14 protein-coding genes are annotated in these 22171 nt (G+C 55.8%); all 14 read right to left on the reverse strand.

What is annotated here, in order from left to right:
- Nucleotides 1-10: 10 nt before the first annotated feature.
- The 14 genes from ATI45_RS06500 to ATI45_RS06565 all read right to left on the reverse strand — a co-directional run bounded on the left by ATI45_RS06500 (nt 11) and on the right by ATI45_RS06565 (nt 22148).
- Nucleotides 11-2245, reverse strand: coding sequence for a hypothetical protein (locus ATI45_RS06500; protein ID WP_098418772.1), 2235 nt, complete (start codon nt 2243-2245; stop codon nt 11-13).
- A 35-nt stretch (nt 2246-2280) separates the two neighbouring features.
- Nucleotides 2281-4572: a hypothetical protein gene (locus tag ATI45_RS06505; protein ID WP_098418773.1), complete on the reverse strand. Its 2292-nt coding sequence runs from the start codon at nt 4570-4572 to the stop codon at nt 2281-2283.
- A 20-nt stretch (nt 4573-4592) separates the two neighbouring features.
- A complete protein-coding gene (rfbD, locus tag ATI45_RS06510) occupies nt 4593-5465 on the reverse strand; it encodes a dTDP-4-dehydrorhamnose reductase (RefSeq protein ID WP_098418774.1) in 873 nt (290 codons plus the stop codon).
- A 230-nt stretch (nt 5466-5695) separates the two neighbouring features.
- Complete coding sequence (locus ATI45_RS06515; RefSeq protein WP_098418775.1) at nt 5696-6061, reverse strand: GxxExxY protein; 366 nt, start codon at nt 6059-6061, stop codon at nt 5696-5698.
- A 169-nt stretch (nt 6062-6230) separates the two neighbouring features.
- Entirely contained in the window at nt 6231-6716 is a 486-nt protein-coding gene (locus tag ATI45_RS06520) for a hypothetical protein (protein WP_098418776.1), read from the reverse strand.
- Entirely contained in the window at nt 6713-7012 is a 300-nt protein-coding gene (locus ATI45_RS06525; protein WP_098418777.1) for a nucleotidyltransferase domain-containing protein, read from the reverse strand. The genes ATI45_RS06520 and ATI45_RS06525 overlap by 4 nt, the downstream gene beginning before the upstream one ends.
- A gap of 403 nt (nt 7013-7415) precedes the next feature.
- Entirely contained in the window at nt 7416-8507 is a 1092-nt protein-coding gene (gene rfbB / locus ATI45_RS06530) for a dTDP-glucose 4,6-dehydratase (protein ID WP_098418778.1), read from the reverse strand.
- A 37-nt stretch (nt 8508-8544) separates the two neighbouring features.
- A complete protein-coding gene (locus ATI45_RS06535) occupies nt 8545-9645 on the reverse strand; it encodes a chain-length determining protein (protein WP_098418779.1) in 1101 nt (366 codons plus the stop codon).
- A gap of 20 nt (nt 9646-9665) precedes the next feature.
- A complete protein-coding gene (locus tag ATI45_RS06540; RefSeq protein ID WP_098418780.1) occupies nt 9666-10328 on the reverse strand; it encodes an ABC transporter ATP-binding protein in 663 nt (220 codons plus the stop codon).
- Entirely contained in the window at nt 10325-11116 is a 792-nt protein-coding gene (locus ATI45_RS06545) for an ABC transporter permease (RefSeq protein WP_218926124.1), read from the reverse strand. The genes ATI45_RS06540 and ATI45_RS06545 overlap by 4 nt, the downstream gene beginning before the upstream one ends.
- Before the next feature lie 61 nt (nt 11117-11177).
- Complete coding sequence (locus ATI45_RS06550; RefSeq protein WP_098418782.1) at nt 11178-12890, reverse strand: polysaccharide biosynthesis/export family protein; 1713 nt, start codon at nt 12888-12890, stop codon at nt 11178-11180.
- Nucleotides 12891-12904: 14 nt separating this feature from the next.
- Entirely contained in the window at nt 12905-13324 is a 420-nt protein-coding gene (locus ATI45_RS06555) for a DVU3141 family protein (protein ID WP_098418783.1), read from the reverse strand.
- A gap of 44 nt (nt 13325-13368) precedes the next feature.
- Nucleotides 13369-14688 carry an aminotransferase class I/II-fold pyridoxal phosphate-dependent enzyme gene (locus ATI45_RS06560; RefSeq protein ID WP_218926125.1) on the reverse strand — a complete coding sequence of 440 codons (1320 nt, stop codon included), beginning with the start codon at nt 14686-14688 and terminating at the stop codon, nt 13369-13371.
- Nucleotides 14685-22148 carry a type I polyketide synthase gene (locus ATI45_RS06565; RefSeq protein ID WP_098418784.1) on the reverse strand — a complete coding sequence of 2488 codons (7464 nt, stop codon included), beginning with the start codon at nt 22146-22148 and terminating at the stop codon, nt 14685-14687. Before ATI45_RS06565 ends, ATI45_RS06560 begins: the two co-directional genes overlap by 4 nt.
- Nucleotides 22149-22171 lie beyond the last annotated feature (23 nt).

A 22171-nucleotide genomic window follows, 5' to 3' on the forward strand; every position in this document is an offset into this window, starting at 1 on the left:
CCCTAATAATTTAACCTTGTGGATTAATGGTTAGCCACAGAGCGCCTTTTTCAGTGTTTACTTCGGTTTGCTGGTAGCGCAGCCCCCGTACAGTACAGAGCTGCAACCAATCCTGGGTTACCTGCTTTTCGCCCTGGCGCTGGGCGTCATCAAGCACTATGTGTAGCTGGTGAGCCGATAAATACTGCAATACTGTTGCCAGTGCAGGCTCTCTTATAAGGGGCTCACCCCTTGGGCTATGTGGGCCATCAATCAGCACGAGTATGTTGGCGGCGCGCTCGCTGAAGAGCTGGGCTATGTTGGCCAGCTTCTGTTCGCAATCGTAGAATAATGGCTGAGCGCTCTGCTGGCTGTCAAGGCTTGTGGGTGCTTTTATGGGTACTCCTATTGGTACTAAAGGCGCCAATACCAGATCGACCAGATTGCTCAGACCGCTGCTGGCTAATGCGGCTTGGGTTTGTGCTGCATAGTCTTGGTTTTGCTCGAAGCTTAATATGCGCTCGGGTAAGTCGTACTGACTAGAGGCTTCAAGCGCTTTGGCGCTGCCAGAGGGTTGGCCCTGATTGGCGCCATCGTATTGCAAGGCGCTGTTTCTTAGGCTTTCAGCGCTACCCGCCAGGGTGTTTTGAATCGCTTTCGCCATCAACACCGTGGAGCTGCCACTGCCAAACTCTATGATGAGGTCGTACTGGTTTTGCTCTATGGCTCGTACCAGGTGGCCTGCCAAATCTGCACTTATGGCCCAGCCACCAAAATCGACGGGCTGCTCGCCTGTTTCAAGATAGGTGCTAAGGCTGGTTGCGGCTTGAAACTGTTGGCGCTGGGTGTTGAATGACTGAGTAACGTGCTGGCCAACGGCATTGGTCGCCTGGCGTAATTGATCGGCCTGTTGGCTGAAGAGCTTTTCCATCTTGGCTTCCAGGTCGCCGAGCGCCTGCTGGCCATTTCCCTGGGCTTCCAGCACCTGCTGTTTTTCTTGGCTCACTGTCTGAAGTTGCTGCTTTAAGATGCCGTTCTGCGCTTGAAGCTCTTCAGCCTGTTGTTTACGGCTTTGAAACCACTGTGTGTGGTCTGCTAGGCTTTTTGTGGTTTCTTGATGGGCGGACCGTTCTTTTTTAAGGTCTTCCGCTAATTGCTGTGCCTTTTTTTCGGCTTGTTTTAAACCTTCATTATGCGTTTCTAAGTTTTTGTCGTCGGCCTTTGACGTCTCGCGCAGTTGTGCTGCTTCCTTTTGCGCCGACTCAACCAATTGCTTCGAGGCTTTTAGCCTTGCCCTTTCATTCTGGCTTTCCGTTTCCAGGCTCTGAGTCCGGGAGTTTAGCTTGGCATTTTCTTCGTTAAGGCCGGTATTACTGTTCTTTGCAGCGTCCAGTTCTTGTTTCAGGTTTCGGTTTGCTTCTTCCATATCTTCAATGCGCTGACTCTTTTCGCCCAATTCGGCGCGCAACTGATTTAGCAGTTTTCGTGCCCTGTGTTCGGCCTGCACTGTGGCGCTGAACGCGCTGTCAGCGTGAGTCAACTTTTGCTTTACGGCATTCAGCTGCTGTTCAAGTGTCTTCTCACGTTCCGCGCTGGCCTGCGCATGTTCCGCCAAAGCCTGTTGATTTTCTGCCTGCGCCTTTTGCAGTTCCTGCTTTAGCTGCCTGATCTGGTCTTTCAGTGGATTACGCTGCAGGTGCAAAGTGGGCCAATCAGGGTCTTTTTGGTCTTCCCTGATGATGTCGTAGCCATATTTCTCAAGGGTATTCAGCAAGGTTTTGGCGTCGGTGCTGCCCTGGTAGAGAGATTCCAGATTGGTGGTAATAACCAATTGGCCGAAGTGTTTGAGCTGGTCGGTTTCGATCAACGCCTGAAGGATGGAATATTCTTCACCGGGCGCCTGCAGTGCCAATGTGGCAAGCTGGCCGGGCGTTGGGCCGTGTTGCTCTATCAACTGCAGCGGGGTGAGCGTGGCTACGATGTGAATGTTGACGGCTTTCAGGCCGGGAAACAGCGTTTTTAGGCCGGTTGCCGCGCGTAGGCTGCTTGCTTCTGGCAGATTGTATTCGCTCAGTTCGTTATTACCCGTGTTAGTTGTGATGGCGGCTTCTACAACGGTGATTTCCGGCGCGCCGGCGGTTTGCTTGCGCAGTTTTTCAGCCAATATGGGATTCGGCTCTACCAATACGATGTTCTGAGCGCCGCTTTCCAGCCACTGGCTCAGTTCTGAGACTTGGCCGGCGCCTATGTGGAGAATGGTGTGCATGCTGGCGTGCTTCCTGGGATTTTATGCGGTTTAGTCTATTGATTACCTAATGCCGGTGCCGGTAGCGAGGCCAAAGCGCCGGGGCGAGAAGCCCGTTCTTCGTTCTGGCCATAGCGGAGGTAATGCACCAGCGGGTTAAGGCCGCTCTCGGTTACGTCCCGGTAGTAAATGAGGTACCAAGTGGTGTCGAAGCTTTCGCTGGGGTTGCGGCCTTCGTAGGCCCCGATTTTCAGGTAGTGTTCTATGGGGTTGAGGCCTGCTTCAGCCACGTCTTGATGGTATTCCAGATACCAGGTTTCATCAAACAGACCGGAGCTTTCGATTTCAGATTTCTGCTGCTGAATCTTGTCAGCAGCCGCCTTTTTGGTTTTTTTGATGTAGCCGGCTGTGGTGTTGGCCAGCTTCCAGGTGCGGCTGTTGGTTACCTTGTTCAGTTCTGTACTGAGTTCAGCAATTCTTCGGTTGGCGGCCGCAAGGGCCAGGGTGCCGTTGCGCTCAGCTTGCAGGTATTTGTGCTCCCAATCGGCCTGGTGTTTTTTCGACGCGGCTAGCTGGTTTTTCAGCTCGGACAGATTGCCGTTGAGGGAGCGATTTGTGCGTTCCAGGCTTTCCATGGTGTCACGTAGTTTTTGCAAGCGGCGTTGCAGCAGGCCAGCCTCTTTCTGGCTGGTTATATACTGGCTGTCTTTTTGCTCGATTTGGACTTTCAAATTGGCCAGGAATTTTTCCTGTTCACCCGCCTGCAGGAATTTGTTTTCCAGTTCTTCCTGCACAAGGTGCAGCTGTTCTAGCAATAGCTGGTTTTCTTCTGCGAGATTTTCTAGCTGGCCTGTCTGATCTTTGTTGACGGTTTTCAGAGCTTTTAGCTGATTTTCGAGTGTGGCCTTTTCGGCGCTGGTTTTGGTGTGGCCGGTTTGTTCTTTTTTCAGGGCGATCTGCAGATTTTTGATCTCTGCTTGGGCAGCTTTTTCTGTTTGTTCAGCCTTCGCCAGCGCTTGCTCTGTTTTGCCTTTTTCCTGTTCTGCCTTCGCTCGCGCCTGTTCGGCCTGGGTGTATTGCTTCTCTGCGTCTCGGGCCTGTTTATCAGACTGTTCGAGCTGTGTTTTCAGATCGGCCAGGGATTTTTCCTGTTCAGCAGCCTGCAGGAATTTGTTTTCGAGCTCTTCTTGCACTAGGTGCAGCTGCTCTAACAACAGCTGGTTTTCTTCTGCGAGATTTTCTAGCTGGCCTGCCTGATCCTGGTTAGCGGTTTTCACGGCTTTTAGATGATTTTCGAGTGTGGCCTTTTCGACGCTGGTTTTGGTGTGGCCAGTTTGCTCTTTTGTCAAAGCAGTCTGCAGGTTTTTCTGCTCTGCTTTGGAAGCTTTTTCTGTTTGTTCAGCCTTCGCCAGCGCTTGCTCTGTTTTGCCTTTTTCCTGCTCTGCCTTCGCCCTCGCCTGTTCGGCCTGGGTGTATTGCTTCTCTGCGTCTCGGGCCTGTTTATTCGCCTGTTCAAGCTGTGTTTTCAGGTTGGCCAGAGACTGCTCTTTGTTTTTAGCAGCGATTGCGTGGCTTTCGAGCTCTTCCTGCACCAAATGCAGCTGTTCCAGAAGTAACTGGCTTTCTTCCCGGGCGCTGGCAAGTTGTTTCTCGTAATCGGTATTGGTTTGCTTCAATTCGCTGCTTTCTTGCTGAAGCTCGGTGAATCGTTGCTCGGTTTGGTGCAGCTGTTGTTGGTGGCTTCGGTCCCGCTGCTTTGCGGTTTCCAGCTCTTGCCAGGTGATTTTTAGCTGCGTGTAGAGTGCGTCTACATCCTGGCTGGTTTCTGCTATCGCTTCGGTATCCACCACGGGTAATGTGCAAGCCTCCAGCTGCGCCAACATGGGGTGGAGCTGTTTTTCCTGTTGCACGGCGGCGTTGGCTACCAACTGATAGAAGGAGTTGGCCGGTTCTGTTGGGGCACTCGGGGCGCTTGGTGCTGGGTCAATTTCCAGTTGCCAGTGGCTGGCCAGTGCGGTGGCGGCCCGTTCCGGGTGTTGCCGGGCGGTGGCTAGGTCTATTAACACGGCCTGGCGCCGATTTGCCTTGAACAGCTTTACCAGGGCCTCGGCGTGTTCCGTCCATTGCTGCAGTGCCTGGCCGGGTGTGATCCCCTGTTCCATGGCCGAGGCCAAAGCCTGTTCGGGACGGGTATAGGCCAGTAGTAAATAGCCTTCCGGGTACGCCGCTTCCGCCAGGTACCAGTGTTCCGGGTTACTCTGTTCGCCAGTTGCACAGCCCAGGTTTTCCAGCAGGGGAGTAAGGATTTGCCAGTTGCTGTAGGGGGTTGTGCCGAGAGTTACTGTCATTCGAGTCATGCTCCGTTATTTTACTTGTCCAGATATTCGCGCAGAGTCAGGGCCAGTTGACTTTGCCAATCGGGCATTTGCATATTGAGGGCGGCTTCAAGTTTGGTGAGATCCATCCTTGAGTTCAGGGGCCTTTTTGCAGGTGTTGGAAATTCGCTGGTGGGTATGGGCGCTGCGTTTTGCGGGCCCATACTGAGCTGTTCTCCGGCCTGATGAGCGAGGCGGAAGATTTCCTGAGCAAAGCCGTGCCAGCTGGTTTCCCCTTTCGGCGCAAGGTGGTAGAGCCCATTCGGCATGTTGCTGCCAATAGCCAGGGCGGTTACCTGGGCAATCAGGCGGGCTGGCGTTGGAGCGCCAACCTGGTCGGCCACAATTTTAAGTTCAGGCTTGCTTTTAGCCAGGCGCAGCATGGTTTTCATGAAGTTGTTGCCGCGGGCGCTGTACACCCAGCTGGTGCGGAAGATGAGGTGTTCCGCTCCACTATTCTGGATAGCCTGGTCGCCTTCGAGTTTGGTTTGGCCGTAGACGCTTAACGGGCCGGTGGCGCTGGTTTCCTGCCATGGCTGGGTGCCGCTGCCGGGGTAAACATAGTCACTGCTGTAATGAATCAATACGGCGCCCTGCTCCGCGCTGTATCTGGCGAGCTGATCTGGCAGGCCTGCGTTCAGGCGCCTTGCCGCTTCGGTGTGTTCTTCGGCGGCGTCTACGGCGGTCCAGGCGGCGGCGTTGGCGATTAGGTCTGGTTGGTGCGTTTCCAGGTAATCGGCTACGGCCTGGGGGGTCATTAGGTCCAGTTCGGTTCTGTCTGGGGCGGTGATGGTGCCTAGTGGGGTCAGGGTTCGGTGGAGCTCGAAGCCTACTTGGCCGGTTTTTCCTAGGAGGAGGATGTTCATTATTAAAGGCCTTTTTTTGCCACTAAATCCACGAAAGGACACGAAATAAAGAGTAAGAAAAAGATCTTTTGGTTTTCGTGTTTTTTCGTGGTTTTCGTGGCTAGTTATTTCAAGAGCTATTCTTTTAGGCTTTTTTGCCACTAAATCTACGAAAGAACACGAAATGAAGAGAAAGAAAAAGATGTTTTTGGTTTTCGTGTTTTTTCGTGGGTTTCGTGGCTAACAATTCTTTAAAGAACCATTCTTTTGACGGTTGCTTTTGGGAAGGTGAAGTTGACTAACAGGCCCAATTCTTTGCCAGTGGCCTTAAGGTAGTTAATCAGCTGAGATTCGGCCGATAGGGGCATTTGTTTCTGGGCTTTCAGTTCTACGATCACTCTGTCCTCCACTAAGAGATCCAGCCTGTGATCACCTATTTTTATTCCCTTGTAGAAAATACTTACTGGCAATTCTGATTGAACTTTCAGGCCTTTACTCTGAAGCTCTTGGCACAATGCTTTGTGGTAAATACTTTCAAGAAACCCATGCCCCAAGTGCCGGTAGACTTCATACACACAACCTGTAATTTCATAACAAAGCTCTTTTTCCTTGAGCATTTTTCGAGTCCTTTCGTGGGTTTCGTGGCTAGTTATTTCAAGAACTATTCTTTTGGGCTTTTTTTGCCACTAAATCCACGAAAGGACACGAAAAAAAGAAGAGACAAAGAGGTTTTTGGTTTTCGTATCCTTTCGTGTCTTTTCGTGGTTTTCGTGGCAAGAAGATCTTCTACTCTTCTGCCGACACTAATTCCAGTGCCTGCTTATCCAGCTTGGCGGCGAACTGCTCCAGAATATCCATATTGTCATGCGCTGTGGTCAGGGCATCGAATAGTGTCTGTGCGTTTTCGATGTACTCATGAATCATCTGGTTCCGTAACTGCCTTAGCGCTATCCAATGCTCTGACGACTCTAACCAGACGTATTTCTCCGCTTTCTCAAGATTTATAAGAAGGGCCCGGTCTGGCTCTCCCAAGGCCTTTAACAAGGCCGGCAACAGCTTGTCCCCGAGAGTATCTTGCAGGCGACAGAAGCGGCTTGTAAACGCCTCAACCTTCATTGCCAAGTCTGGAGTTGCGTCGAGGGCTTTAACAGCTTCGTATGTTAAAGAACCGCCAAAAACCTGGTTCGCCGCATATTTGAGGTGTTTGATTTCTTTGTTCACAACACGACTCAGAAACTTTAGCCTTTCCTGAATTTCCGGTGATGCTTTCAAAGAGCAGCTCCTTGAGCACGGGCAATCTGGTGAATTGCGGCATCCGGCATGTTGGGCGCATCCAGAAGTACGTCTATTTTCCTGTCACCCAGCTGTTTGATAATTTTTGCCTGCACCCTTGCGACATCCCAAGCCGGACGTTCTACCAAATTATTGACCTTGATCAGTAGGTCGATATCGCCACCTCTGGCTGAGTCATCGGCACGTGAACCGAACAGCGACACCTCGGCGTCAGGTCCGAAGACGGATTTAACCGATGCTTTGATTACCCGGATTTCTTTGGCATTCAATCTCATGGCATGGTTACCTGCTTTGGAATACGGGAGCACTCTGGTCAATGAGGGATCAGTTCGTTAATTTAAGCATAGGCTTTCTTGACTTGATTAACCATGAGTCCGAGGCCTTGCTATAAGCCCGCTGTTTTCAGTAGCAAGGATGCAGCTTACGGTTTTTGTGGCCAACAATTATTCTTTTGGGCTTTTTTGGCCACTAAATCCACGAAAGGACACGAAACAAAGAAGAGAAAGAAGACGTTTTTAGTTTTCGTGTTTTTTCGTGGGTTTCGTGGCTAGTTATTTCAAGAACTATTCTTTTGGGCTTTTTTGGCCACTAAATCCACGAAAGGACACGAAAAAAAGAAGAGACAAAAGATGTTTTTAGTTTTCGTGTTTTTTCGTGGATTTCGTGGCAAAAAGATCTTTAAGCGCCAACTCCCAGGCGTTCGCCTTGGTAGCTGCCGTTTTGTACTCGTTGCCACCAGGTTTCGTTTTCTAGGTACCACTGTACGGTTTTGCGCAGGCCGGTTTCGAAGGTTTCTTTGGGGGCCCAGCCCAGTTCGCGTTCGATTTTGCTGGCGTTTATGGCGTAGCGCAGGTCGTGGCCGGGGCGGTCTTTTACGAAGGTGATCTGGTCGCGGTAGCGGGTTTCTTTTGGCACCAGGTCTTGGAGCGTGTCGCAGATGGTTTGTACTACTTCGAGGTTTTGCTTTTCGTTGTGGCCGCCGATGTTGTAGGTCTCCCCTAGTGCGCCTTTTTGCGCAACCAAGATAAGGGCACGGGCGTGGTCTTCTACGTAAAGCCAGTCGCGGATTTGGCTGCCATCGCCATAAACAGGCAGTGGTTTACCGGCCAGGGCGTTTAGAATCACCAGTGGAACCAGCTTTTCCGGAAAGTGGTAGGGGCCGTAGTTGTTGCTGCAATTGGTCACCAGGGTTGGCAGGCCGTAGGTGCGCTGCCAGGCGCGAACCAAGTGGTCTGAACTTGCCTTGCTGGCGCTGTAGGGGCTGCTGGGCGCGTAGGCGGTGGTTTCGGTAAACAGGTGTTGTTCCGCGTTCGCGGTTTCGCCGGGGTGCGGCAGGTCGCCGTAGACTTCGTCTGTGCTTATATGGTGAAAGCGGAAGCCTGTGGCTTTTTCTGCATCGATTTCTTGCTGGCTTTTCCAATAAGTACGAGCCGCTTCCAGCAGGGTGTAGGTGCCGACGATGTTGGTTTCGATGAAAGCCGCGGGGCCGTCTATAGAGCGGTCGACGTGGCTTTCTGCGGCTAGGTGCATCACCACATCGGGCTGGTGCTGGCTGAAGGCTTTGGCCATTGCGTCAGCATCACAGATGTCGGCCTGAATGAACGTGTAGCGTGGGTTGTCTTCGACAGACGCCAAAGATTCCAGGTTGCCAGCGTAGGTCAACTTGTCAATGTTCACGACTTTGTAGCCGGTGTTGTTGATCAGCTCGCGCACGACGGCCGAGCCGATGAAGCCGGCTCCGCCGGTTACAAGAAAGGTTTTCTGGCTCATGGTGTACCCCTGTGCATGGTGTTAGCCACGTTCGTCATTAATCTTTGTGGTCTTTGATTATCAGCACCAGCATCTGCAGGATCAGCCCTGCCAAGAAGGCAATAATGGCAAACACCACGGTGTTATACAGCCGGCGCGGCGCTACGGAATACTCCGGCAGCGTTGGGCTTTGCAATACCGACACCTGTTTAAGTTTGCGTGCCGCTTCTATGCGGGTGTTTTCCAGTGCCATGAGCGCGCCTGAGTAGCTTTCCTGAGCAAACTGGGCGCGCAATTCCAACCTTTGGTATTCAAACGAGAGCACATTCAATGCACCGCCCGATTGCTGCGCCATACGCAACCTTTCCTGGCTGATTTGCTGGGTTAACGCGTTGATTTCGGCATTTACCCGCTGAACTTCTGACGAGCCCTGGCTCTGGTAGCTCAGCAGCGCTGTTTTCTTTGCTCTCGATTTTGCGAGCTCACCTTCCAGGCTGGCCACAATGGCGTTGAGACTTTCAACCTTGCCTGCGGGGGATACCAATCCGCTCTCGTTCTGATACTCGATCAAATCCTGGCGCGCCGCATCAAACTGTTTGACCTGTTTGGCCACCTGTTTTTCCAGGAATTGAACTTGCTCTTCGGCCAGGCGCTGGCCCATGGCGTTCATGTGCTGCTCGCCCTCAATCAGCAGAAAGGTCACCAGCGCCTGGGCTATTTCCGGGTTGAAGGCCGTTACCTTGATACGCAATACTCCGGCGTAGTCATCCAGTTCGACAGACACACGTTTCAGATAATATTTGTGCAGTTCTTCAATCGGCTCATTCGCTGATGACAGTTGCGAGAAAAAATCGATACCGGCCTGGGAGTAGTGTTCGCCCAGATGCAGTGCCGCGTCAGCTTTTCGCAGCATATCAACCGACAGCAGGTAAACGCGTAGCAGCAGCATGTCGCCGCTGTTGCCACCGGTACCTGTCATCAATGACTGGAAACTCAATTCCGGCGGCGCGATTTGTGGGCTTTCCAGCACCACGATGGCTTCTGACACATACCGGTCGCTGGCCCAGAACCCCCAGTAACAGGCGACGAGCACGATCAATAGCAGGCAGGCAACCCAGTAAGGGTATTGTTTGATGAACTGTTTGGACTTCATTTTCATGCTGATTAATAACCCTTGTCTTACTTGCCGGTGCTCTGGTGGTAGGCCTTGATGGCATCATTTATGTCGTCAAACCAGAGTGCCTGCCCCTGGTGCAGCCAGAGGCCTGCTTGGCACAGTTCTTTCAGGATGCCTTCAGAATGGGACACCATAATAATGCTGGCTTTGCCGATACGATCCTGGAATGCCTGCGTCGCTTTAGCGCGGAACGAACGGTCGCCCACGGCCGTCGCCTCATCTGACAGATACACCTCAAAATCAAACGCCAGTGACAGACCAAAGTTCAGCCGTGAGCGCATGCCGGAGGAGTAGGTTCTTACCGGTTCATCAAAGGCTGGACCGATCTCTGCAAACTCTTCAACGCGGCGCACGATATCGGGGATCGCATCCCGGTTGCCGTGTATCCGTGCCACAAACCGCACGTTTTGCCGCCCGGTCATGGACCCTTGCAGGCCACCAGCGAGGCCGATTGGCCATGAGATTCGGCTATTGGTGACCACCTGGCCCCGGTCCGGGCTGTCCATACCGCCAATCAGCCGCAGCAGTGTGGATTTTCCGGCCCCATTGCGACCCACCAATCCCACGCTGACGTTGGTGGGGATTTCAAAATTCACATCCTTGAGCACCCAGTCGCTGCCGTGATGGTTGTGATAGCGCTTATAGAGGCCTTCCACTTTGATCATTGCCGCTTCAGCCTCAGCTCAAAGCGCACGTGCAGCATCAACCCCAGGGTTGTCATACCTATAATCCAGTACCAGAGGTATAAAAGGCTGGTTCCTGATATCGGGCGATAAAGCGGAAAGAAGGCGCCTCGCAGGCTTTCAAGACCGTGCACGATCGGGTTCCACATCACATAAACCAACAGTTCGTGTGGCACGAAATTCAACGGGAAAATAACGCCGGATATGATTAGCAAAGGCAAAGAAATAATGCGCAGAATCTTCCCTATTTCGGGTACCAGTCCGGCAAGCGCGGAAAAAATCAGGCCTGCACTTAGGCCAAGACCCCAGAGGGAAGCCCATACAAAAATGGCTTCAAGCGGGGCTGCCGGAATTAGCCCAAAACCCAGCAGTGTTCCCGCAACAATGAACAGAATGAAGATAAATGTCTTCAGCAACCCTTCGAGGTAACAACGCACCAGAACGGGGTCAATCGGCTTTACCTGACGGTAGGCAAACAGCCCCTTGTTAGCGTCAATCGCGCCGATGGGCCGCATCATGTTTTCACGCACCAGAAAGAAGCCGAACAATCCCACAATCATCCACGGGATGAACTCGGCCCCATCAATATGCCGCATTCGCCCCATAATAACCGTGCGAATTACAATCATCATAAGAATCAGTGCAATCGGCTCGAACAGCATCCAGAACCAGGCCATGCGGTCGGCCATGGTGCGGGCGAGGGCTTCGCGGATAAACATGGCATGCCACACCGAGCGGGTGACTTGCCAAGGCGTTCGTGTACTCAGCACGCATAAACCTCATGCGGTGACGGGGTGAATAGAAGGATAGGCGGTGCCCGCCCCGGAAGAATCATAGGTCGATGGCGACTTTGGTGGCCACGGCGATCTGAAAGAGGATCTGGCTGATACTGGTGGCCAACTGAATGTTCTTGGTGGGCACTTTCGGCAGTACCAGAATTTCATCGCCGGGCCGCGTTCGCACATCCTCTGCCTGGCGCACCTCACCGTTCATGCGCACCACCAGAATGCGGTTGTCATCCGCGTGTTGGCTAAAGCCACCGGCGGTATCGATGTAGTCTTCCACGCTCAGGCCCTTTTTGTACACGACCGACTGGGGCACCAGAACCTCACCGCTGATCAGAATGGCATCGCTGTACTCGGGCAAGGTGATGACATCGCCATCCTGCAGGCGGATATCGCTGATCTGGTCATTGCGTGACACCACCAGGCGCCCGGTTGGCTTTGCCTCGGAAGCGCGGGCCACAAAGTTGCTGATCAGTTCGGCTTCTTTCAGGCGAATTTCCGCTTCCTGCGGGGTGGAGGAAGACGCGCCCAGGTAGTTGGTTTCCAGCCGGCGCAGGCTTTCTTCCAGCGCCTTTCGCTGCTGCTCGGCCACAGACACACGGCGCAAGGAGATGCTGCGGGTGTCGGTAAGGTTCCGCGGCACGGCAATGGCGTCCAGCAGTTCACGCAAGCGTGCGTCTCTGGGCAGAGCGTACCGGGAGGGGCCGTAGAAGCTGCCTTCTACCTGTACCACGATGGTTTCATCGCGCAGGTCTGCGCTGAACAGCACTTCATCGCCGCTGCGCAGCGGTTGCGGCGGAAATTCGTCTATCGGAAAGTACGCCGAGACGGGGCCGCTGTCACGGCTGCCGCGCAGCAGCACGTGCGATACGTTGGATTTTGTGCGCGCCAGCGACAGCAGGGCTTTGCCGGTTGTTTCCCCGGCTGCCAGCTCGTAGCGGTAATCACGCTGAACGTCGCCGGTAACCACCACGGCAGGGCCACGCTCTTCAATCAAGATGGTATCGCCGTCTTTGAATTGCGGGCGCGGCAGTGTGCCGTTCAGCAGAAAGTCATACAGATCGACCCGGGCAATCACGTTGCTGTCGCGCAGGATGCTGATGCTGCGATAGCTGCCCAGCCGACTGTCGATGCCACCGGCCTGGTCAATGAAATACAGCAGGGAATCCGTCGGGGTGCCTGCGTAACGGCCGGGTTTTTCGACATAACCGGTGACGAACACCGCGACCGGCTGCACGCCTTGCAAGTTGGTGTATACCTGTACCTGTTCGGGATACACGGATTTGATCGCGGAGGTGACACGGCTGTTGAGCTGGCCGTTGGTGCTGCCCTGCACCTGCACCGGACCAATGTTGGGGATAAAGATGTTGCCTTGAGCGTCCACCGGCAGCACGCGTTCAACCTCGACCGCGCCCCATACTCGTAGAGTAATCAGATCGCCGGGGACGATGCGATAGTCGCTGTTGAGGCCATCCGATCTGACCCCACTGAAGCCGCCACTGAACAGGTGATGACCAAAGGGTTGCACGAGTTCCTCATCCGCCTGTTGCTGCGCCGGAGCCGGCATGGTGCCATATTGCCCTGAGCGCCAATCGGCACGGGTTTGTTGTTGCTCAATGGTTTGCGGAATCGGCTGTGCCTGTTCCGCCCCTGGAAGAACACCGGCAGCACCACGACTGCTAACCTGAGCTTGCGTGGCCGTGGCCAGCAAACTCAGGCCCGCCAGCAATAGAAAAAAAAGAGCTTTGATCTGTTTCATGCGGGAATACCCTTTTACTGAGCGTTAAGCAGCTGAGTGACCGGGCGCACCGGCACCCACTGGTCGTTTTGTTGACAGGCAATGGCTATCCTGGCGCCCAAAGCTGCGGGGGCCACCAGAAGACGCAGGCATTGGCGGCCGGAACCGGCGTAATAACGGCTTTGTATCGTCACTTCGGTCTGTTTGCCCCAGGGGGTGTGCTCAAACATTGCCGTGCTTTGCTCGCCGGGCCCCCCGGGCGCCTCGGCATTCTGTTCGCTCGCCTGCCCCAGAAACTGCTGGAGTTCAGGCTGAATGCTGTTGGATATAACGTCGGTGGATTGCCACTGGCTCGTGGGCTGAGCGCTTGGCGCTTGTGCGCAACCGGTGAGCATGCCGGCACAGGCCAGGGCCGCCAGCCATCGCGGGGTGATGTTGATACAACGGATGTGCATACTTCGGTTTAACTCCGTTCAGGTCAGCCAATAGCGGCGGGGTGTCAAGAAGGCGGCTGCAATGCCGACAGGGCTGCCAATGTCTGGTCGATTTGTTCCGGTGTGTGTTCACTGCTGATGAAGAAACGCAGGCGGGCGCTTTTTTCCGGTACGGCCGGGTAGAGAATGGGCTGCACGTTGATGCCTTGCCTGAATAACTCGACCGATTGGCGCGTTGCCACCACTGAGCTGCCGCTGATCACGGGTATGACGGCCCGGCCCATACAGCTCCCCGTGCTCATGCCCGCGGCCTTGGCCTGCCGGGCCAGATACTCGGAGTTCTGCTGCAACGCCTGAACGCGCTCCGGCTCCGCCTGCAGGATGCGCAGCGATTCGATGGCAGCGGCGGCGATGGTGGCCGGCATGCCGACACTGTACAGGAACCCGGGGGCAAAATGGCGCAGCAGGTCGATCAGCGGCTGACTCCCGGCAATGTAACCGCCGCAGCCAGAAAGGGTTTTGCTCAGGGTTCCCATCCAGATATCAATCCGGCTTGGGTCGACGTCGGCGTGTTCATGACTGCCCTGCCCGGTTGAACCCAATACGCCCAGCGCATGGGCTTCGTCGACCATTAGCCAACTGTCGTGGGCGTCTTTCAGGGTTGCAAGTGCCGCCAGGTCCGGCGTGTCACCGTCCATGCTGTACAGCCCTTCAACCACCACTAACACGCGGTCGAACTGATGGCGGTGCTGCTGAAGCAGTTTTTCCAGGTGCTCCAGATTGTTGTGGCGAAACGCCATGCGCCGCGCGCCCGAAAGCTGGGCGCCCATCAGGCTGCTGTTGTGGATGTATTCATCATGCAAAACCAGGTCACGGCTGCCCATCAGGTAGCCGATCACTGAGACGTTGGTGGCATGACCACTGACGAACGCGAGCGCATCATCGGCTCGGTAGACGTCTGCCAGCGCCCGTTCCAGCTGGCGATGAATAGGCCGCTCGCCGGAGACCATGCGGCTGGCCGACACTGACATGCCATAGTCGGCCGCCGCTTGCTGGGCCGCCGCAATAACACGCGGATCGCCGGACAATCCCAGATAGTTGTAACTTGCGAAGTTAATGCATTCGCGACCGTCGATGACCGCCGTTGCGCCGGAGCAGCCTTCGTGCACCCGGAAGAACGGATCCTCAACCCCGAGGGCCTTTGCCCCTTCGCGCATCACATTGAGCTGCTGCCAGCCAGGGTGTTGGCGGAAATCGGTGCGCCGACTGCCCGCTGCGCTGTCGGTAATCCAAGGGCCGGCTTCGGCTTCACGGTCGAGGCGTTTCAACTTGCGCTGAACGGATTGCGCGATCAGGCGCTGTTTCATGGATTGCGCGGCTTTCACGTGTTTTTTTCCTCTTCTTCGCTAACACCATGCTGGGCTGCGACTTGGGCCGTTGTCAGGGCCGTTGTTGATGAATCGGTCGCTTCGACACCGTCACCAATAAGGTCCAGAAGTTTGGCCGTCAGCTTGGTAATACTGGGTGACTCACTGATGGCCATCGCCGGCAACAGTACGCCGAACCGTTCTTCAATATCCGTGATCAGCTCTACTCCCATCAGGGAATCAAATCCCAGATCGTACAACGATTGGTCGGCATCGATCTGGTCCGCCGGCAACATCAATATCTGGCTGAGGCTGTGTTTAAGCTCATCCGTTACCCGTGCTATCTGCGCTTCCGGCTCCATCTGCCGCAGTTCTGCCAGCAGATCGCCACCGCTGCTGTCATGGTCATTGCCCTGCTGGCTACGGGCAATAAGCTGGTAGCGTGCAGCGCCTGCATTGGGCAGGAAGCGGGCCAGCGCGGGCCAGTCAAACTCCATAACGCCCAACAGTGGCTGATCGTTCAGCAGCATCTGCTCCAACACGGCAAGTGCACGTTTTGAGGTCAGTGCGTTGCCGCCCATGCGGGACTGCAGGGCCTGTTTGATCTGGCTGTTACGGGCCAGATAACCGGCATCGTCAATGGCGCCCCAACGGACACAGGTCGCCGGCAGCCCTTGTGACCGGCGCAGCTGTGTAAGTGCTTCCAGTGCCAGATTGGCGCCCACGTAGTTGGCCTGACCGGGGTTGCCAAACAGGGTGGTTACAGACGAGAACAGAACGAACAATGCCAACGGGCGATCCGCCGTCAGTTCGTGCAGATGGTGTGCGCCAAAGGCTTTGGTCGCCACGACCTGTTCGATTTGTTCGTCCGTGATCTGCTGCACCAGCGCGTCGGCATAGACAGTGGCTGCGTGCACCACACCGCCCAGGGCCGGCTGCCCTTGTTCAATCAACGCCAGGGTTGTCGCCAATTGCTCGCGGTCAGACACATCGCAGGCGTAAGCCTGCACACTGACGCCCTGTGTCACCAACTGATCGATAACGTCAACGGCTTCGCCTTCAGCCCGGCCCCGACGGCTCAACAGCGCCAGGTGTCGAACGCCCTTTTCGACCAGCCATTGGGCCGTGCGCAAACCGAAACCGCCCAGGCCGCCGGTTACCAGAAAGGTTTTGTCGGCGGGCAGCTGCAGGTTTGGTGTTGGTTGTTGGCTTGTGTCTTTCGGCTTTGTGTCTTTCTGCTTTGTTTCCACCGCAGGCGGTTGAGGGTAGTTCACAATCACTTTGCCGATCTGTTTGGCCTGCTGCATATAGCGGAAGGCATCCACAACGTGTGACGCCGAAAAGGCTGTGTAGGGCAGCGGGTAGAGCTCGCCCTGCTCGAACAGGGCCATCATTTCGAGGAACAGGGTGCGGGTGAGTTTTGGTTGTACCTTCATCAGCTGGTCGGAATCTATACCGAAGTAGCTTATGTTGTTGCGGAACGGGCGCAGGCCAATGGCGGTGTTTTCATAGAAGTCGCGCTTGCCCAGTTCCAGAAAACGGCCGAAGGGACGCAGCACGCGCAGGTTTTGGTTAATCGCCTCGCCGGCCAGCGAGTTCAAGACCACATCCACGCCTTCGCCTTGGGTATCCGCCAGAATATCTTCGCCGAAGGTATGGCTGCGCGAGTCGTAGATTGCGTTAACCCCGAGCAGGCGAAGCATATCGCGCTTGCTCTGCGAGCCCACGGTGGCCACGATGTCAGCCCCCAGCAGGCGCGCGACCTGAATGGCCGCAAGCCCGACACCCCCGGCTGCGCCGTGAATCAATACGCGTTCGCCCGGCTGTACCCGCGCCAGATGCTTGAGCGCGTAGTACACAGTAAAAAAAGCGGTTGGAATGGTCGCCGCCGCCTCAAAGCTGATATCACCAGGCAGCTGGGCCAGGGTGTCGCTGCCGGTGATCAAACGGGTACTGAAGCTGGACGGGCCAAAGCCCACCACCTTGTCGCCGGGGCGGAAATCGGTCACATCGGCGCCCACGGCGCTGACGATACCAGCAAATTCCAGGCCCAGTGTCGGGCCGGAGAAACCGTTTTCGATGGCTTCATCGGAGAGCAGGCCGAGCGTGTACATAACATCGCGGAAGTTCAGACCCGAGGCTTTAACGTCCACCAGGACTTCGCACTCACCCGGGTAACTCTGCGCTCGCGGCTGCCAATGCAGGTTGCGCAACTGTCCGGGCTGGTCGAAACCAAGTGTCACGCCTTGCTGTGCAGCAACGCTTTCAACGGTTTGCGACGGTTCGATCTGACGTAGACGGGGCACGTACCGCTCGCCCTGAGCATTAATATACTGCTCATCTTCAGCCGCGGCGCAGGCCAATGCCTGGCCGAAGGCGGGCAACAAGACCTGTTTAGAGTCACTCGGCAGATCAATCAACTGCAGAGGCACGGCGGTTTCGTTCATCAACGTGCGAACAAAGCCCCAGACAACCGCCTGGGCAACAACGTTTTCACTGTTCAGTGGCGATACAGGAGAAAGCTCTGCTTCGCCAACACCTGCGGTGATAACGGTGCAGCGAATATTACCCTGAGCGGCTTTTAGCACTGTCATCAGGTCACGTAACCAGGCGCAGCGACGAGTGGCCAACGCGCGGGTATCCGTTGCCCAGGTGTCCTGCAGCAGGACCAGCTGCAGCGCTTGATCATTCGCGCTTGCCACTTGCACTTGCAGCTCTTCGAAGCTGGAGATCAGCCGTGAATTTGCCAAGTGATCTTGCAATCGATTCGCCAACTCTTCGCTCTGCTCATCCGCCCAGACCAAATAGAGTGGGTCCGCCCCTGGCACATCGGCCTCAATTTCCAGTGGTTGATTTGCCGTCAGCAAAAAGGCGCTGCCGGGTTGCCGGCGGTCTTCAAACAGCTGTTCTGACTCAAAACCGAGACCTTTCAGCAGGTGCTCCCAATATTGGGTACTCGGTTGAAGGCTGTCTTCCTGTTCCAGAAGCCCCTGTTGGTTGCCGTACAGCTGTTCCAACCAAAGTGCTTGCGGCTGGCCAAACAGCAGCAACTGGCCCCCTGGCCTGAGCACATTACGCAGCTGCTGCAGCAGCTGGCGCAGGGCGGAGGGGCGCATGAAATCTAAATGAATGATGGCCAGATCCAACGAGTTCGTCGCGGCCGGCCATGAGGCCTGATCCCAGTGCAGTGCTTGCAATTGTGGCTGATTGATCAAGTGGGCGCGCGCATCTTGGACGGCCGCAGACGAGGCACTGATAAAACTCAGTTCTGCGTTATGGCCTTTTATCTGTGCTGCCAGCGCCTGAGTAAATAGCATGTCACCGGCGGTGATTTCCGCCAGGGTCAGTGGCTGCCCTGGTGCCAGCGCGTGAAGCTGCTGGCTGAGTTGTTCAGATAACTGTGTCTGCATTGCAGCCAGGCGAGTTGGATCCTGGCGGGTACGATAAATTGAGCTCCATAAACGTTCGTTAAGCTCCGGCAGCTCGCCTGTGTTGCTCAGCCACTCACCCAAATGCAGACCAAAGCGGCCCACAGCATGGGCAGGCACAAACGCAGCCGGGTATTCCTGCAGCAGGAGTTGCCATAGCGCTTTCAGTTCTACTTCCGGCGGCTCGGTTACCTGCAGCCGGCCTGCTTCGCTTTCCATCAGTACGCCCTGGCTGATGGCCGTGTCCGCCCAGCGCCTTTGCGCATCGCCCAGTTGTGCCAGACTGAATGATTCTGCTTTCAGGCAGTCGTTGAGGCCGGCCAATACCAGCGTATCCAGCAGCGGCTCAAATTCCGTCATCATAAGGTCTTCAGACTGGTTCACCAGCAACGGCTGCAAGGCCTGCAGCAATGCATCGCTATCCAGCGCCGTGGGCACCTGCGGCAGTGGGCACGCCTGTAGCGGCATATCCAGCCATGAGATCGCCTGTGATTGCTGTTTGCGCAGTGCAACCGCTTTGAAACGCACCTCTGTCAGGATCGCAATCGCTTCACCCTGAGCATCGAACAATTCTATTTCGGCCAGCAGTGAATGCGGTGAACGGCGCAGCAGGCGTACGCGAATTTGCGCCGGAATCACACCTTTGTGCGCGCGGCTGAACTGCAACCGTCCGATTTGCACCGGCACATAGCCAAAGCCGTCGTGATGGGGCTCCTGGGCCAGCAGGGGTATGAACAACTGAAAGGCGGCATCCAGAATACCCGGATGCAATAATTGGCCGGCGAGGGTTTGTCTGATCCGTTCGCTGGGTTCGCAGCGACCGATCACACTACGGCCATCAATCCAGCCTTCGCTGACGGCCTGAAAAGCCGGGCCGTAATCCAGACCTATGCGGGTTGCGGCAGCAAGGTGCTGGTCACGATTGAAGTCGGCCTTACGCGCGGGCTCAGATTCGGCACGCCGCGCCAGCATTAACCCGGCACTGCCGGCAAACCAACGGGCTTTGACGTGGTGTTGCCATTCGCCTTCCTGAGCATGCGGGCGAGCACTGATTCGGACAATGCCGTTGGCGTCTTCCAGGTGCGTACGCACCACTTTAGACTTGGCTTGTTCCAGTAGCATGGGTGCCCGAATTTCCAGGTTTTCGATATCGATCACCGGCGATTCGTCTGCCTGCTGACACAGCTGCTGTTCTGCCGCCGCCAGCGTAAGTTCGACATAGCCGGCACCCGGAAATACCACCGCGTCGCCCACAACGTGATCGGCCAGCCAGGACTGGCGCCCGGTGGTCAACTGCGACTCCCAGCAACCGGGGTGTTGTGGCACGGCGTAACCCAGCAGTGGGTGGCGGTAATGGCGGTTTAACAAACCCAACGACTCGGTGCTTTCGGGCTTCCAGTAAGACTGCTTCTGCCAAGGATAGGTCGGCAGCGCCAGCACTCGGCCCGGTACCGGGAACCAGCGAGATTCATCAAGCCTGGAGCCACTGAGCAGCAGCTGTGCAAGCGCGCGTTCTAACTCAACACAGCTGCCCTGTTCGCGCGCAAGTGTGGCAATGACCTGCCCTTGAGTTTCCTCTGACCGCAGGCACTCATTGAGGTAACTGCGCAGCACCGGATGTGCGCCAATTTCGACAAAGGTGCGCTGGCCCTTAGCGAGGCAGCGGCGGACAGCAGGCTCGAACAACACCGGATGGCGGATATTCTGCCACCAGTAGTCGGCGTTCAGTGCCGTTCCAGAAATCTCGTCACCTGTCACCGTGGAAATGAACGGGATACGGCACTCACCCGGCTTCAGGCCAGCCAGAGAAGCTTTCAGGCCAGCCTCAATCGGGTCCATGAAAGCGCTGTGAAAGGCATAATTCAAGCTCAAACGCTTGAACCGTACACCTTCTTCTTGCAATCGGGATTCAACCTGGCTCAGCTGGTCAGGATCACCGGCGATGGTGACGCCCTTGGCGCTGTTGATGCCGGCCAGGTTAACCCGTTCACACCCCAGGTTTGCCAGCAGTGCTTCCATGGTTTTTGAGTCAGTGGCTACCGCGGTCATCTGGCCGCTGCCGGCTGTTTTTGCCTGATAGTCACTGCGTTGGCAGACCACCTGAGTGGCCTGCTCCAGGGTCAAGGCGCCGGATGCCCAGGCTGCAGCTACTTCGCCCACGCTGTGGCCAGTGACGGCTTCAGGTTGCAAGCCCTGTGCCCGCAAATAACGTGTTATTGCCACTTGCAGCGCAAACAGCACGGGCTGCGCCAGTTCGGTTAAAGCGAAGCAGTTTTCATCCTGAGGCTGACCAAGCAACTGCTCCAGATCGCAGTTATGGGTGTATTGCTTGATCAAGCCGTTAATTTCACTCACCGTCTCACGCACTTGCGCGGATTCTGCCAGCAGTGCCCGGCCCATGCCGGCCCATTGACAGCCATTGCCTGAATAGACCCAGACACTGCCTTGTTTTTGCCATTGGCGCTGGCCGGTAAACAGGTCGGTGCGCTCTTCATCACCAGCAAAGTCATCACTAGCAAAGGCTTGTAGAGCCGCGGTGGCCTGCTCGCGGCTTTCGACCCAAACCAGAAGCGCGCACTCGTGCTGCTCGCGCCGGTACCGGGCACTCCAGCACAGATCGTACAGATTAACGTTCGGTGTGTTGCGGATCTGGTTCGCCGTGAGTTGCGCCATCGCCTTGAGCGCTTCGGCACTGCGCGCCGACACAATCAGCGGTAAGCGACACGGGTCATTGGCAGGCTCGGCTTCCGCTGAATTGGAGGCTCTGATTGTTTGCGGTGGGCTTTGCAGGATGACATGCGCATTGGCACCGCCGAAGCCGAACGAGTTGACACCCAGTGTAATCTGGCCGGTTTTGGGCAGATCCAAAGTATCGGTGACCACTTCGATGTTCAATGCCTTGAACGGAATATTGGGGTTTGGTTTATTAAAGCCGATTGTTGCGGGCACCTGACGGTGCTCGATCGACAACAAGGCTTTGGCAAGGCCGGCCACACCCGAGGCGGTTTCCAGATGCCCCAGATTGCTTTTTATCGAGCCGATTTTCAGCGGCGTGCTGCGCCCCTGACCCAGCGCTTCCCCGATGGCCCGGGTTTCGATGGGGTCGCCGACGGGCGTTCCAGTACCGTGTGCTTCGATGTAGTCGATCTGCTCCGGCTCCAAGCCGGCACGGGCACAGGCTTGGCGCATCAGCGAGGCCTGCGCATTAGCACTCGGCACGGTCAGGCCGGATTTGTAGCCGTCGGCGTTCACGGCGGAAGCAGCAACCACCGCCAGAATCGGATCGCCATCGGCCAGCGCCTTGTCATAATCCTTAAGCAGGAAAACGCCGCCGCCTTCGGAGCGGACATAGCCATCGGCATCCGCATCAAACACCTTGCAGCGCCCTTCCGCTGACAACATGGTTGCCTTGGAGAAAACCATGAAGCCAAACGGGTGCAAGTGCAGGCTCACACCGCCGGTTAGGGCTTGATCGGTTTCGCCACTCAAAATTGACTGACAGGCCTGATGAAAGGCCACCATGGACGATGAACACGCCGTATCCATGGAGACGCTGGGGCCCTTGAGGTCAAACAGGTAGGAAATGCGGTTCGAGGCGATACTGGACGCGGTGCCGGTGCCGGTGTTGGCGTCAATGGCACTGAAGTCGTCTGCGAAGCGATAGGCGTAATCGACGCTGGCAATGCCGATGTAAACACCGGTGTTACTGCCGCGCAGAGTGGACGGCGCTATACAGGCGCGCTCCATTGCCTCCCAGCTCATCTCCAGCAGCAATCGCTGCTGGGGGTCCATGTGGCTGACCTCCCGCGGAGACAAGCCAAAAAACGCCGCATCAAAACCACTGACGTCGCCCAGGGAACCGGCGGCAAAGGTGTAACTGGTACCGGCATGTTTTTTGTCCGGGTGCAGCCAGGCTTCTTTGCTCCAGCGACTGTCCGCGACTTCAGTAACCAGATCTCGTTTATCGAGAAGGGCTTGCCACAGTTCGTCTTTGTTGTCGCAGCCGGGTAAACGTAATGAATAACCCACAACGGCAATTTGCTTCTGCATATAGTATGTACAGTCCTGAATGG

The sequence above is a fragment of the Marinobacter sp. LV10MA510-1 genome, assembly GCF_002563885.1.
Taxonomy (GTDB): Bacteria; Pseudomonadota; Gammaproteobacteria; order Pseudomonadales; family Oleiphilaceae; genus Marinobacter.